15 protein-coding genes are annotated in these 13,252 nt (G+C 71.1%); 5 read left to right on the top strand and 10 right to left on the bottom strand.

Features of this window, described 5'->3' with window-relative positions:
* Nucleotides 1-2: 2 nt before the first annotated feature.
* On the bottom strand, nucleotides 3-1,373 hold the full coding sequence (gene glmU / locus LRS14_RS14870; RefSeq protein WP_046110804.1) for a bifunctional UDP-N-acetylglucosamine diphosphorylase/glucosamine-1-phosphate N-acetyltransferase GlmU: 1,371 nt from the start codon (nucleotides 1,371-1,373) through the stop codon (nucleotides 3-5).
* Between the two features lie 19 nt (nucleotides 1,374-1,392).
* On the opposite strand from glmU, the gene LRS14_RS14875 reads away from it, so the two are divergent.
* The gene (locus LRS14_RS14875) at nucleotides 1,393-2,277 is read left to right on the top strand and encodes a DUF6279 family lipoprotein (RefSeq protein WP_046110805.1); all 885 of its coding nucleotides are present in this window, start codon (nucleotides 1,393-1,395) and stop codon (nucleotides 2,275-2,277) included.
* Nucleotides 2,278-2,284: 7 nt separating this feature from the next.
* On the opposite strand, the gene LRS14_RS14880 is transcribed toward LRS14_RS14875, so the two are convergent.
* The 4 genes from LRS14_RS14880 to LRS14_RS14895 all read right to left on the bottom strand — a co-directional run bounded on the left by LRS14_RS14880 (nucleotide 2,285) and on the right by LRS14_RS14895 (nucleotide 4,996).
* Nucleotides 2,285-2,794 carry a DUF4136 domain-containing protein gene (locus LRS14_RS14880; RefSeq protein ID WP_257800006.1) on the bottom strand — a complete coding sequence of 170 codons (510 nt, stop codon included), beginning with the start codon at nucleotides 2,792-2,794 and terminating at the stop codon, nucleotides 2,285-2,287.
* A 110-nt stretch (nucleotides 2,795-2,904) separates the two neighbouring features.
* Nucleotides 2,905-3,816, bottom strand: coding sequence for a tRNA 2-thiocytidine(32) synthetase TtcA (ttcA, locus tag LRS14_RS14885; RefSeq protein ID WP_257800007.1), 912 nt, complete (start codon nucleotides 3,814-3,816; stop codon nucleotides 2,905-2,907).
* A 10-nt stretch (nucleotides 3,817-3,826) separates the two neighbouring features.
* Nucleotides 3,827-4,213, bottom strand: a complete 387-nt coding sequence (locus tag LRS14_RS14890) for a dihydroneopterin aldolase (RefSeq protein WP_157039381.1) — start codon at nucleotides 4,211-4,213, stop codon at nucleotides 3,827-3,829.
* 9 nt (nucleotides 4,214-4,222) lie between these two features.
* Nucleotides 4,223-4,996 carry an SDR family oxidoreductase gene (locus LRS14_RS14895; protein ID WP_257800008.1) on the bottom strand — a complete coding sequence of 258 codons (774 nt, stop codon included), beginning with the start codon at nucleotides 4,994-4,996 and terminating at the stop codon, nucleotides 4,223-4,225.
* Nucleotides 4,997-5,013: 17 nt separating this feature from the next.
* On the opposite strand from LRS14_RS14895, the gene LRS14_RS14900 reads away from it, so the two are divergent.
* Together LRS14_RS14900 and LRS14_RS14905 are read left to right on the top strand one after the other, a co-directional pair.
* On the top strand, nucleotides 5,014-6,126 hold the full coding sequence (locus tag LRS14_RS14900; RefSeq protein WP_257800009.1) for a class I SAM-dependent methyltransferase: 1,113 nt from the start codon (nucleotides 5,014-5,016) through the stop codon (nucleotides 6,124-6,126).
* A 12-nt stretch (nucleotides 6,127-6,138) separates the two neighbouring features.
* On the top strand, nucleotides 6,139-6,330 hold the full coding sequence (locus tag LRS14_RS14905) for a DUF2905 domain-containing protein (RefSeq protein WP_046110811.1): 192 nt from the start codon (nucleotides 6,139-6,141) through the stop codon (nucleotides 6,328-6,330).
* Here the strand turns inward: LRS14_RS14905 and LRS14_RS14910 are convergent.
* The 4 genes from LRS14_RS14910 to LRS14_RS14925 all read right to left on the bottom strand — a co-directional run bounded on the left by LRS14_RS14910 (nucleotide 6,318) and on the right by LRS14_RS14925 (nucleotide 11,710).
* Complete coding sequence (locus tag LRS14_RS14910) at nucleotides 6,318-7,577, bottom strand: multifunctional CCA addition/repair protein (RefSeq protein WP_198156838.1); 1,260 nt, start codon at nucleotides 7,575-7,577, stop codon at nucleotides 6,318-6,320. The genes LRS14_RS14905 and LRS14_RS14910 overlap by 13 nt on opposite strands.
* Nucleotides 7,578-7,582: 5 nt before the next feature.
* Nucleotides 7,583-8,536 (bottom strand): complex I NDUFA9 subunit family protein, encoded by a 954-nt coding sequence (locus LRS14_RS14915; RefSeq protein WP_257800010.1) that lies wholly within the window; start codon nucleotides 8,534-8,536, stop codon nucleotides 7,583-7,585.
* Between the two features lie 51 nt (nucleotides 8,537-8,587).
* Complete coding sequence (locus LRS14_RS14920) at nucleotides 8,588-10,600, bottom strand: lytic transglycosylase domain-containing protein (protein ID WP_257800011.1); 2,013 nt, start codon at nucleotides 10,598-10,600, stop codon at nucleotides 8,588-8,590.
* 150 nt (nucleotides 10,601-10,750) lie between these two features.
* The gene (locus LRS14_RS14925; RefSeq protein ID WP_257800012.1) at nucleotides 10,751-11,710 is read right to left on the bottom strand and encodes a LysR substrate-binding domain-containing protein; all 960 of its coding nucleotides are present in this window, start codon (nucleotides 11,708-11,710) and stop codon (nucleotides 10,751-10,753) included.
* Between the two features lie 95 nt (nucleotides 11,711-11,805).
* Between LRS14_RS14925 and LRS14_RS14930 the strand changes: the two genes are divergently transcribed.
* On the top strand, nucleotides 11,806-12,186 hold the full coding sequence (locus LRS14_RS14930; RefSeq protein ID WP_083440258.1) for a DUF2917 domain-containing protein: 381 nt from the start codon (nucleotides 11,806-11,808) through the stop codon (nucleotides 12,184-12,186).
* Nucleotides 12,187-12,190: 4 nt separating this feature from the next.
* On the opposite strand, the gene LRS14_RS14935 is transcribed toward LRS14_RS14930, so the two are convergent.
* Complete coding sequence (locus tag LRS14_RS14935; RefSeq protein WP_257800013.1) at nucleotides 12,191-12,568, bottom strand: TfoX/Sxy family protein; 378 nt, start codon at nucleotides 12,566-12,568, stop codon at nucleotides 12,191-12,193.
* 66 nt (nucleotides 12,569-12,634) lie between these two features.
* Here LRS14_RS14935 and LRS14_RS14940 point away from each other — a divergent pair, with 66 nt between their 5' ends.
* Nucleotides 12,635-13,237: a 5-formyltetrahydrofolate cyclo-ligase gene (locus LRS14_RS14940; protein ID WP_046110817.1), complete on the top strand. Its 603-nt coding sequence runs from the start codon at nucleotides 12,635-12,637 to the stop codon at nucleotides 13,235-13,237.
* Nucleotides 13,238-13,252: the final 15 nt, after the last annotated feature.

A 13,252-nucleotide genomic window follows, 5' to 3' on the forward strand; every position in this document is an offset into this window, starting at 1 on the left:
GCCTATTTCGGCAGCTTGGCCGGGCGCTTCCAGCCCGGCACCGTGAGCTGACGCGCGCGCGAGACGCTCAGCTGCCCGGCCGGCGCGTCCTTGGCGATGGTGGAGCCGCCGCCGATGGTGGCGCCGTCGCCCAGGGTCACCGGGGCCACCAGCACGCAGTTGCTGCCCACGTGCACGTCGTTGCCGATGACGGTGCGGTGCTTGTTCACGCCGTCATAGTTGGCGGTGATGGAGCCGGCGCCGAAGTTCACCCGCTCGCCCACGGTGCTGTCGCCCAGGTAGGCCAGGTGGTTGGCCTTGGCGCCATGGGCCAGCGTCGAGTTCTTCACTTCCACGAAGTTGCCGATGTGCACCTCGGTGCCCAGCACCGCGCCCGGCCGCAGCCGCGCATAGGGGCCGATCAGTGAGCCCGGACCCACCTGGGCCTGCTCGACGTGCGTGAAGGGGTGGATCACCGCGTCGGCCTCGATGCGGGCGCTGCGGATCACGCAGTTCGCGCCGATGCGCACGCCGTCGCCCAGCGTCACCTCGCCCTCGAAGATGCAGTTGACGTCGATCTCCACATCGCGGCCGCAGTGCAGCGTGCCGCGCACGTCGATGCGCGCGGGGTCGGCCAGGCGCACACCGGCTTCCATCAGCGCATCGGCCTGCGCCGCCTGGTGCAGCCGCTCCAGCTGCGCCAGCTCTCGCGGGCTGTTGATGCCGCGCACCTCGATCTCGGCCGCCGCGGCCGACGCCACCACCGGCACGCCCTGCGCTACGGCCATCTTCACGATGTCGGTCAGGTAGTACTCGCGCTGCGCGTTCTGGTTGTCCAGCGCCATCACCGCACGCTTCAGCCAGGCGGTGGGCGCGGCCATCATGCCGGTGTACACCTCGCGGATCTCGCGCTGCGCGGGCGTGGCGTCCTTGTGCTCGACGATGGCCTGCACGCTGCCGCCATCGGCCGACCGCACGATGCGGCCATAGCCGGTGGCGTCGGCCAGCGTCACCGTCAGCAGCGCCAGCCGCTGGCCGCCGCAGGCCTCCGCCAGCGCGCGGGCTGTCTCGGCGCGGATCAGCGGCACGTCGCCGTTGAGGATCAGCGTGGTGCCTTCGTCGGGCAGCTCGGGCACCACCTGCTGGATGGCGTGGCCGGTGCCCAGCTGCGGTTCCTGCTTGACCATGCGCACGGCGGGCACATCAATTGCCTTTTGCACCTGGTCGGCGCCATGACCGACGATCACGAGCGTATGTTCGGCCTGCAGCGTGGCGGTGGTGTCGAGCACGCGCTGCAGCAGGCTGCGTCCGGCCAGGGTGTGCAATACCTTGGGCCGATCGGATTTCATGCGGGTGCCCTTGCCCGCAGCCATGATGACGATGTGGAGAGTCATGCGTGAACCGTGCTCTGTGATGCCGTGGCGTAAGTGGTCGCGGATTATCGGTGCCAGCCTGCTGGCACTCGCCCTCACCGGCTGCGCCGTGGTGCAGTTGGCCTACAACCAGGCGCCGGGCTGGACCTCCTGGTGGATCAACAGCTATGCCGACCTGGACGACGAGCAGGGCCCGCGCACCCGTGACGCCATCGACGCTTGGTTCCGCTGGCATCGCAGCACGCAGCTGCCGGAGTACGCGGGCATGCTGGCCCGCATGCAGGCGCAGGCGATGGACAACACCACCGGCGCCGCGCTCTGCCGCTGGGAGCCGGAGCTGCGCCAGCGCGCCGAGGCCGCGCTGATGCAGGCGGTGGCACCCGCTGCGGAGCTGGCCGTGACGCTGCGGCCGCAACAGCTGCGCCACATCGAGAAGCGCTACGAGCGCAACAACAAGGAATTTCGCGAGGAATACCTGCAGCCCGATCCGGCCGAGCGCCTGGAAGAGCTGCAGGAGCGCACCGTCGAGCGGCTGGAAAAGCTCTATGGCCGGCTGGATGCCGCCCAGCGCGAGCGCGTGGCCAAGGCCCTGGCCGCTTCACCCTACGACGCGGAGCTGTGGCAGCAGGAACGCCTGGCCCGCCAGCGCGACACGCTGCAGACGCTGCGCACCCTCACCGCCGAGGGCCGCACCCAGCCGGCAGCGGCCGCGCAGGCCGAGGTCAAGGCCTTGATGGGCCGCTGGATGCGCTCGCCGCGCCCGGCCTATGCGGCCTACCAGCGCAAGCTGGTCGACTACAACTGCGCCTGGATGGCCGAGCTGCACAACAGCACCACGCCCGAGCAGCGACGCCATGCCCGCGACAAGCTGCGTGGCTGGGAGTCGGATGCGCGGGCGCTGGCGGCCGCGGCCGCCAGCGGTTGAAGCGCGCCTACCGGCTGACCGGCACCACCACCCGGCGCGGGCTCACGGCCGGGGTGGGAAAGTCCTTCAGTGCCGCCTCGAACATCAGCGACAGCGATTCGCCGTCGGCGCCGATCAGGCTGTCGTTGACCGCGCGCGTCTCGTACAGCGGCGCGCCGGTGGCGCGGTCGCGGATCAGCACCGCCACCTCGCGCTCGTAGCGCGGGTTGTCGAAGCGGTAGCCCAGGCCGAAGCCGGGGCGCCAGCCGCCATAGCGGCCGTAGCCATAGCCCCAGTTCCACCACATCGGGTCGTCCCAGGGCGAGGTCTCGTAGCGGGTGATGCGCGCGCCAAGCTGGATGCTGACGTCGGCCCGCGCCGCATCGGGTGCCGGCTTGAAGCCGGCCATCTCCACGGCGGGCCGGGCGGCTTCCTCGAGCGCGGCCTGCTGCTCCGGCTGCGAGGCCTGCGAGGGCAGGCGCTCGAACACATAGGTGCCGGGGGCGCGGCCTGTGGGCCAAGTGCCGTAGCTGCGCACGTCGCTGCTCAGGGTGTTGAGCGATGCGCAGCCGCCCAGCGCCAGCGCCGCGGCACCGGCGGCGGCCCAACGCAGGGGGGGACAGTGAGTTCATGACAGGGGTTCCTTCGTCAGGCCCCCGGGTGCAGCTTTACCACCGAGGTGGCCGGCGTGCCGCAGGGGTCCTCGTCTTCGTCGAATGCCTTGTCGCCCATGGGGTCGGCCATGCCGGTGGCCTGGAGCGTGGTGAAAGGGTACAGCTTCCGGTCCATCATGTGCGAAGGCACGATGTTGCCCATGGCGGTGAACATGTTGTCGATGCGGCCGGGGTACAGGCGGTCCCAGTCGCGGATCATCGACTTGATCTGCGCCCGTTGCAGGCCTTCCTGGTTGCCGCACAGCGTGCAGGGGATGATGGGGAAGGCGCGCTGCACCGCATAGCGCTCGAGGTCGGTCTCGGCCACATAGGCCAGCGGCCGGATGACCACGTGCTTGCCGTCGTCGCTCACCAGCTTGGGCGGCATTCCCTTCATGCGGCTGCCGAAGAACATGTTCATCAGCAGGGTGACCACCATGTCGTCGCGGTGATGGCCCAGGGCCACCTTGGTGGCGCCCAGCTCGCTGGCCACGCGGTACAGGATGCCGCGCCGCAGCCGCGAGCACAGCGAGCACATGGTCTGGCCCTCGGGGATCAGCCGCTTGACGATGGAGTAGGTGTCCTGCTCCTCGATGCGGAAGGGCACGTCCAGCGTGCGCAGGTATTCCGGCAGCACATGCTCGGGGAAGCCCGGCTGCTTCTGGTCGAGGTTGACCGCCACCAGCTCGAAGGGCACCGGCGCGCGCTTGCGCAGGTTGATCAGGATGTCGAGCAGGGCATAGCTGTCCTTGCCGCCGGACACGCAGACCATCACCTTGTCGCCGGCTTCGATCATGTTGAAGTCGGCGATGGCCTGGCCCACTTGTCTATGCAAGCGCTTGGAGAGCTTGTTGGCCTCGAAGGCGGCCTTGCGGTCGGTCTCGGGGGCGGTGGCGATGTCGCTCATGGCAGTTCTTTCAACGCTTGATGCCGAACACTTCGATGCCGACCGCGTCGCAGTCGGGGTACACGTCGGGCTTTTCGGTGGACACGCGCGCGGCACGCACGCGGGGGTTGGCCAGCATGGCCTTCAGCACGTCGTCGGCCAGCGTCTCCTGCAGGTGGATGTGGCCCTGCTGCACGCGCTCGGCCACGGTGCGGCGGATGAAGTCGTAGTCCACCACCTCGTGCAGCTCGTCGGTGGTGGGGGTGGACTGCGCTAGCGGCACGAACAGGTCGACGTTGATGACCACGCGCTGCTCGCCGCGCTTCTCGAAGTCGTGCACGCCGATGTTGATCCACACCTCGTAGTCGCGCAGGAAAAGTCGGCGGCAGTCGGCCAGCTCGGGATGCAGGAGGTTCATGGCGGCCGTTCAGGCGAGAAAGTAGACGTCGCGCGGCTGCGCGGCGAGATGCTGGCCGCCATCGACCAGGATCGTGGTCCCGGTGATGGCGGGGGAATCGAGCACGAAGCGCACGGTGCGCGCCACGTCCTCGGGGGTGGAGGAGCGCTGCAGCGGCGTCATGCGGTGCGCGCGCTGGAACTCGGCTTCGTTCATCGGCCCCGACGGCAGCGTCACGCCCGGTGCCACGCCCACCACGCGCACCTGCGGCGCCAGCGCCATCGCCAGCAGCGTGGTGGCGCTTTCCAGCGCGGCCTTGCTCAGCGTGTACGACAGGTGGTCGGGGTTGGGGTTCCACAGCTTCTGGTCCAGCAGGTTCACCACGCAGCCAGCCGGCGTGGCGTCGTCCTCGCGCTGGCCCAGGTGCGCATGCAGCGCCTGCGCCAGCAGGATGGGCGCGGCGGTGTTGGCGCGCCAGTGGCGCTCCATCGCGGCATGGCTGAAGCTGGCCACGTCGTCATGCTCGAAGAGCGAAGCGTTGTTCACCACCGCGTCCACCTGGCCCAGCTGCTGAACGGCCTGCGGCAGCAGCACGCGGCAGGCGGCTTCGTCGGTGAGGTCGGCCGGCAGCACCGCCACGCGGGCGCCTGCGGCCTGCAGCTCGGCGGCGGTGGCATGGGCTTCATCGTTGGCGTGGTGGCAGTGCAGCGCGATGTCGAAGCCCTGCTGCGCCAGGTGCAATGCGATGCTGCGGCCGATGCGCCGGGCCGCTCCGGTGACGAGTACGACGCGGCGCGTGAGCATGGTTCCTAGAATGCGGCATGCACGAAGTTGAACCCGCCAGTGTATCGAGCGAGCTGCTGGCCCACCTGCGCGAGGACATCGGCCGCGCCGGCGGGTGGCTGCCCTTCGACCGCTACATGGCCGCGGTGCTGTACACGCCGGGCCTGGGCTACTACGCCAACGGCAGCGTGAAGTTCGGTGCCATGCCGTCCTCGGGCAGCGACTTCGTCACCGCGCCCGAGATGACGCCGCTGTTCGGCCGCGCGCTCGCCGCCCAGCTCCGCCAGGCGCTGGACGAGACCGGCACCGATGCCTTGTGGGAATTCGGCGCCGGCTCCGGCGCGCTGGCGGAATCGCTGCTGCAGGCGCTGGGCGATCGGGTGCAGCGTTACACCATCGTCGACCTGTCGGGCAGCCTGCGCGCACGCCAGCAGGCGCGGTTGGCCCCCTACGGCGACCGGGTGCAGTGGGTGGCCGAGCTGCCCGCGCAGATGCAGGGCGTGGTGGTCGGCAACGAGGTGCTGGATGCGATGCCGGTGCAGCTGCTGCACTTCGACGGCCAGCGCTGGTGGGAGCGCGGCGTGACGCTGGATGCCGACGGCGCGCTCAGCTTCGCCGACCGCGACACCGCGCTGCGCCCGCCAGTGGAAGCGGCCTTCGTGCCCGGCACCACGGTGGAGATCCATCCGCAGGCCGAGGCCTTCGTGCGCACGTTGGCGCAGCGGCTGCAGCGCGGCGCGGTGTTCCTCATCGACTACGGCTTTCCGGAGGATGAGTTCTACCTGCCCCAGCGCATCAGCGGCACGCTGATGTGCCACCGCCTGCACCGCGCCGACACCGATCCGCTGGCCGACCCCGGCCTGAAGGACGTCACCGCCCACGTCAACTTCACCGGCGTGGCACTGGCCGGACAGGACGCCGGGCTGGAGGTGCTGGGCTACACCTCCCAGGGCCGCTTCCTGCTCAATTGCGGGCTGGCGCAGCTGCTCGGCGACGCCCAGGCCGCGGGCGACCTGCGGGCCTTGTCGGCCGGCCAGAAGCTGGTGGCCGAGCACGAGATGGGCGAGCTGTTCAAGGTGATCGGCTTCGCCAAGGGCGCGCCGTTCGACGCCATCGGCTTTTCGGCGGGCGATCGCTCGCACCGGCTGTAGGCGCCGCGCCGCATGCGCTGGCTGCTGGTCTTCCTCATCGCCTGCCTGCTGTTCAACGGCCTGCAGCACTGGCTGGCGCGCATCGGCCTGGGCAAGCTGCCGGGCGACTTCCGCTTCATCCTCTTCGGCCGCGAGTGGTACCTGCCGGTGGCCAGCAGCCTGGTGCTGAGCCTGATCGCGATGGGCGTCGGCTACTTCATCTGAGCGCCGGCCCAGGCCTCCAGCGCCGCCTGCCGTGCCTCGGCGATCGCGCTGCCGATGCCCGGGCCCTGCACGCCGCGCGCCACGGCCTCGGCCGCCACCTGCTTCACGTCCACCGCCTGCACGGTGTGCAGCGCGGCCAGCAGCCGTTCACGCTGCGGATAGGGCCGGTCTTCCAGGCCCGTGCGGCCGCGGGCGTCGCATTCGCAGGCCAGCAGCGCCTGCTCGAAGCGCTGCGGCCGGCGCAGCGCGTCACAGCGTTCCAGCAGCCGCATCAGCGCCCTGGCGCCGAACTCCATGCTGCGGTGGATGTTGCCGTGCTCGCCGGCCACCAGCTGCGCCAGCTCGCGGCATTCCACCGGCACCCGAAGCCGGTCGGCCACCGCGGCGGCGAGCTTCACGCTGCGGGCTTCATGCGCGATGTGGCGCGGCCAGTCGTCCGGCCGCGTGGTGCCCTTGCCCAGGTCGTGCACCAGGCAGGCCCAGCGCACCGGCAGCGGTGCGCGCAGCGCAGCGGCGGTGTCCAGCACCAGCATGACATGCAGGCCGGTGTCCACCTCGGGATGATGCTGCGGCGGCTGCGGCACGCCCCACAGGCGGTCCAGCTCCGGCAGCAGCCGCGCCAGCGCACCGCAATCACGCAGCAGGCCGAACATGCGGCTGGGCTGCGGCTCCATCAGCCCGCGCGACAGCTCCTGCCACACGCGCTCGGGCACCAGGGCGTCCACCTCGCCGGCATCCACCATGCGGCGGCACAGGGCCAGCGTCTCGGGCGCCACGCTGAAATCAGGCCAGCGGGCCAGGAAGCGGGCCAGCCGCAGGATGCGCACCGGGTCTTCCTCGAAGGCCTCGGACACATGGCGCAGCACCTTGGCCTGCAGGTCGCGCTGGCCGCCATAGGGGTCGATCAGCGTGCCGTCCTCGGCCTCGGCGATGGCATTGACCGTCAGGTCGCGGCGCTGCAGGTCCTGCTCCAGCGTGACCGAGGGATCGGCATGCATGACGAAGCCGCGGTAGCCGGGCGCCGACTTGCGCTCGGTGCGGGCCAGCGCATATTCCTCGCGTGTGTGCGGATGCAGGAAGACGGGGAAGTCGCGGCCCACCGGCACGTAGCCCAGCGCACCCAGCTGCTCGGCGGTGGCGCCTACCACCACCCAGTCGCGATCGCCGGCATGCGGTGCCTGATGCTGGCCGGCCTGCTCGCGCAGCAGGCGGTCGCGCACCGCGCCGCCCACGCAATACACCCGCATCGCCGTCAACGGCGTGCGCAGGCGCGCAGCGGATCGAGCCGGGCGATGCCCTGGCGGCGGCCCAGGTAGCCCGGCGCCACCTGCTCCAGCGGCGCGGGCGTGATGCCCAGCGCCTGCAGCCCCGGCAGCTTGCCGGTGGCCACGTTGGGCACCTTCATCGAGTCGAGGTTGTCGCCCGACATCAGCGGCTCGCCCGGCATCAGCGACATCACGCCCGCCTGCAGCCGGCCCAGCGGGCCGGGCAGGCCGATCACCGGCCGCCGGTGGCCCGACCACTGGCCGGCCAGCTGCACCAGCTGCTTGAGCGTGTAGACGGTGGGGCCGGCGCATTCGTAGGTCTGGCCGATGGTCTCGGGCCGGTCCAGGCAGCGCACCAGGGCCTCGGCCACGTCGTCCACCCAGCAGGGCTGGAACTTCGCGTCGGCACCGGCCAGCGGCATCAGCGGGAATACCGACTGCAGACCGGCGAACATGTTCAGGAAGCGGTCCTCGGCACCGAACAGCACCGACGGCCGCAGGATGGTGACGTCCAGGCCCGACGATCCCAGCACCGCCTCGCCGGCGGCCTTGCTGCGCAGGTAGCGCGAAGGCGCATCGCTGGCCGCGCCCAGCGCGCTCACATGCAGCACCCGGCGCACGCCGGCCGCACGGCAGCTTTCGGCGATGTGGCGTGGCAGCTCGGCATGGGTGCGGCGAAAGGCCTCCTCGCTGCCGTGCAGGATGGCCACGAGGTTGATCACCGCGTCGCAGCCGGCCACCAGGCGGGCCAGCTGCTGCGGGTCGTTGACGTCGGCCTGCACCACTTCCACCGTGGGCAGCGAGCGCAGCCAGTTGCCGCGGTAGAAGCGGCGGGTGGGCACCAGGATGCGGCCACCCGCACCGCCACTGCGGCGCACCAGCCGCTCGGCCACCGCACGGCCGACGAAGCCGGTACCGCCGAGCACGAGGATGTTGCGCATGGGTTGTGTTCTCCGGAGATAGGAACTGCTGGATGAGGGAATGGGCGCGGCTCAGGGCAGGTCGCGGTCGCCGCTGCCGCCGGTGCGCGGGCCGATGGGCCCGCCCAGGCGCGGCTTCAGCGCGGGCGGCTTGCCCGTGATCAGCGCGCTGTAGACGGTGGCGTTGGACAGCACCTTCTTCACGTAGTCGCGCGTCTCGTTGAACGGGATGTTCTCGGCCCAGGCCGCGGCCTCGCTGGTGGCGCCTTCGCGCCAGCGGCGCGGGCGGCCGGGGCCTGCGTTGTAGGCCGCCGCGGCCATGGCCTGCGAGCCGCCGAAGTCGTCCAGCACCAGCTTGAGGTAGGCGGTGCCCAGCTTCAGGTTGGTGTCGCGGTCGGTGATCATGTCCTGGCTGTAGTCCAGGCCGATCTTCTTGGCCGTCCAGCGGGCGGTGGCCGGCATGATCTGCATCAGGCCGGAGGCGCCCACATGGGAGCGCGCATCCATGATGAAGCGCGACTCCTGGCGGATCAGGCCATAGACGTAGCCCGGGTCCAGGCCGATGGCATTGGCCGCGGCCAGCACGTTCTGCCGCAGCGGCGTGGGATAGCGCTGGTCGAGGTCGATCTCGTTGCGGGTGCGGTCGCTGGTGTTGATGCAGCGGTCCCACACCTCGCGCTCGCAGGCCCACTGGGCGGCGGCCAGCAGCTCGCGGTCGCTCATGCCGCGCAGGCTGAAGTTCCATTCGCGCACGCCTTCGCCGCGCAGGCCCAGGCCGATGAGCTGCAGCGCGCGCTGCAGGCCGGGATGGTTGCGGGCGGCGGCCTTCTCGTCGGCGCTGAGCGGCGCGGGCGCCGGCGGCAGCGCCAGCGTGCGACCCAGGTCCTCGGTGGCCAGCTGGCCGTAGAAGGTCAGCGGCGAGGCGATGGCCTGCAGGATCTGCTCGGCCTCGCGGCGCTGGTTGTCGCCGCGCGGGCCCTCCACCGCGGTGGCCTTCAGCGCGCGCGCCTTCCAGTACTGCCAGCTGGCGTCGGCCTGTTCCTCCACGCCCATCTCGTCCACCGCCTGGGCGGCCATCGCCCAGCGCTCGGCGGCCGGGTATCGGATGGCGGCGCGAACCGCCCAGGACAGGGTCTCGTTGGTCCACTGCGAGTCGCCGGCGCGGGGCTTCTGCTCGCGCTGGCCGAAGGCTTCGGCAAATGCGGTGACGGCATCGGGCTGCAGGCGCTGCGCATAGTTGCGGCCCACCTGCGACCACACCCATCCGGCCTGGCCCTGCGGCAGCAGCCGGCCCCAACGGGCGCGCAGCATCGCCACGGCGTTGTCGGGATCGTCGGCGGCCATGCGCACCAGGGCCACGGCGGTCACCTCGGCGGTGTCATGGCCCATCACCACCGACTTGCGGCCCAGCGGCTTGGCGGGCGAGGAGAAGGCCTCGGCGATGGCGGTGGCCGTCTGCAGGCCCAGCAGCGCGGCGGCCGAGCGGGCGGCGGCGGGCTTGTTGTATTCCGCCGCATCGCGGATGCGGGTCCACACGTCTTCCTTGGTGAACACCTTGGCCTCGAACAGCGTGCTGGCCATCAGCGCGCAGCCGTCGTCCATGTCGCGCTGGGCGCGCCAGGCGGGCAGGGCGGCGTCGCGCACCGGCTGGCCCTGCAGGTGGGCGGCCAGCAGCGCGTAGCAGGTCACCTGGCGGTCGTCGTTCATGCGGAAGCGCGGGAAGTCGCGCGACAGGTTGGCCCAGTCGCGCCGGCGGCCCAGCTCCAGCAGCCAGTCGTTGCGCAGCCGGTCTTCCACGTAGCTGCCGGGCCAGCGGGCATAGAAGGCGTCCAGGTCGGCCTGCTGCAGCTCCACCAGGCGGCTGCCCATCTCCCAGTAGTCCACCCAGGATGCCAGCGGATGGCGGGTGGACTGGGCGGCGTCGCGCAGCGCCTGCAGGCGCACGCGGTCGCGCTTGCGGGCGGCTTCCCGCGCTTCCAGCACCAGGCCGTCGGCGCCCTGGGCCTGCACCACCGGGGCGCACGCGGTCAACAACAGGGCGGTGGCCAGGCCGGTGAGGGCGGCGAGAAGGCGGGGCTTGGGCATGGGCGGGCGGTGATGGGATGGCGCGGCGGTGGGCGGCGTCAGGGCTGGAAGGCGGGTGCAGACACCCCGGACACGGGATGGCGGCAGTTGCATTTGAATGTAGCGCAGCGGTTGCGGCACCGGTTGACGCAGCACCGCCGCGAAGGCGGCTCAGTCCGGCTCGCCCACCGCCCGGCGCGTCTCGCGCGCCTGCTCGATCACCCAGTCTATGAAGGGCCGGAGCTCCGGGCGCTGCTTGGCCGCCTGGCTGTGCGCCAGCCAGTAGGTGAAGGGCGATCGCTCGCGGCCGGCTTCCCCGAAGGGCTCCACCAGCTCTCCGCGCTGCAGCGATTCCTGCACCAGCGCCAGCCGGGCCAGCGCGACGCCCTGGCCCGCCAGGGCAGCCTGGATCTGCTGGTGCGTGTAGTTGAGGTACAGCCAGCGCAGCGGTTCCTGGTTGGGCAGGCCGCGGCGGGCCAGCCAGTAGCGCCAGGTGAGGAATTCGGCGCTGGGACGGGGATCGTCCTCCTCCAGCAGCGTGTGGCGGGCCAGGTCGGCCGGCTCGCGCAGCGGCGGCGCCAAGCCGCGCTGGGCCTGCTCCGCCAGCGAATGGCCCACCACCGGCGTCAGCACCTCGCCGAACAGCTTGGTGGCGCCGGGCGGCGCATCCTTGGGGTGGCAGTAGCGCAGGGCGATGTCCAGCTCGGGGTCGTCCATCTCCATCACCACGTCGGAGGCGGAGATGCGGATGTCGATGTCCGGATGCAGGCGCTGGAAGGAGTGCAGCCGCGGTATCAGCCACAGCGAGGCGAAGGAGGCGAAGGTGGTGACGCTCACATGCCGCCGGCCGGTGGTGACGCGGATCTGCCGCACCGTCGCGTCCAGCCGGTCCAGCAGCGGCGCCACCGTGCGCAGCAGCGTCGCGCCGGTGCCGGTGAGCTCCACATGCCGCGTGCCGCGCAGGAAGAGCACCGCGCCCAGCTCTTCCTCCAGCGCGCGAATCTGCCGGCTGATGGCGGATTGTGTGAGGTGCAGCTCGTCGGCCGCGCCGCTGAAGCTCAGCCGGCGGGCCACCGCCTCGAAAGCCCGCAGCGGCCCCACGCCGAGCGGCCGCTGGCGCACTCTATTCATGACCGAAGCGCATCAATCACCCCGCAACTCATCATTCGACTTCCGGTGCTCCAGCTACCAGAATTACCTTCATTCCACCTCCACCGGAGTATGTCATGAGCACTCAATTGATGAGCTTTCAGCAAGCTGCTGCCGCTTGGACGGTGGCCCTGCCCGCGGGCACCGCACGCCGGATCCCGGCCGCCAGCCACGCCCGCTGGATCGCGGTGACACAAGGCCAGCTGTGGCTCACGCTGACCGACGCGCCGGAGGATGCCGGCGGCGACGTGTGGCTGCAGCCGGGTCAAGGCTTTGCACTGGGTGCAGGCATGGAAGCGGTGGTGGAGGGTCGCGGCCACGCGGCGTTCCAGCTGCTGGAAGCGCCGGCACCGCGCAGCGTGCCCGGTCGCAGCGCCTGGCAGCGGGCCGGCGGCACGCTGGAAGGTGTGCGCCGCTCGCTGCAGTGGGGCGCGCCGGCGGCCACCTGCGCCGGCTGAGGCATCAGCGGGTGCGGGGCCGGGGCGGCGCGCCCGCCCGCGCCTTCGCCTTGGCCAGCGCCGCCTGCAGCGCCAGGCGGGCCCAGGGCGTCATCAGCGCCGGTGATTCCAGCGCCTCGGGCGGCACCGTCCAGAAGCCCATCTGCACCCGCTTGCCGCCCCCGTCGTACACGAAGGGCTCGCAGCCCGCGGCCTCGAACCGCGGCTGCGTGTCGGCATCCGTCTTCAGGTACAGCCGCTCGTGGGTGAGGATGGCGATGAAGTGCTCGTCCAGATACAGCCCATGGCCGCCGAACATGCGCTTGCTGCGCACGCTGCCCAGGGGAGCCATCAGCTCCACGCAATGGGCGACGAAGGGGTCGAGCGGGGCGGTGCTGCGCATGGGCCGAGTCTAGGCGCCGGGCGCGGCCACAATCGCGCATTTCCACCGCCGCCAGAGCACGCCGCCATGCAGCCGTCCGACTTCAGCCTCGACCCGCCCCGTGACAAGAAGCTGCTGCGCCGACAGTTGCAGGCAGAGCGGCTGTCGATGATCGACCGGCATGAGCGTGCGATGCACCTGCAGCAGGTGCTGCGGGTGTGGCTGGTGGGCCGCAAGGAGCAGACGATCGGCGCCTACTGGCCCATCAAGGGCGAGTTCGATGCACTGCCGGCGCTGTTCCGCTGGACCGAGGGCGCCCCCGAGCGCCGCATCGGCCTGCCGGTGATCGACCGCGAGACCAAGCAGCTGCGCTTCCATGTCTGGTACCCCGGCTGCCCGATGGAGGAAGACGCCTTCGGCATCCCGAAGCCCAAGGACACCGAGCAGTTCCAGCCGCAGATGCTGCTGGTGCCCTGCGTGGGCTACGGCCCCAAGGGCCTGCGGCTGGGTTATGGCGGCGGCTTCTACGACCGCACGCTGGCCGCGATCGAGCCCAAGCCGTACACCGTGGGCGTAGGCTATGCCCACGGCTACCTGCCCTGGCTGACGCCCGAGCCGCACGACGTGCCGCTGGACGCCATGCTGAACGAGGACGGCGTGGTCACCGATGTGGACGCCGACGGCGCCTGAACCCGATGCAGGAGT

Origin of the sequence: Aquincola sp. J276 (genome assembly GCF_024700035.1) — a bacterium.
Taxonomy (GTDB): domain Bacteria; phylum Pseudomonadota; class Gammaproteobacteria; order Burkholderiales; family Burkholderiaceae_C; genus Aquincola; species Aquincola tertiaricarbonis.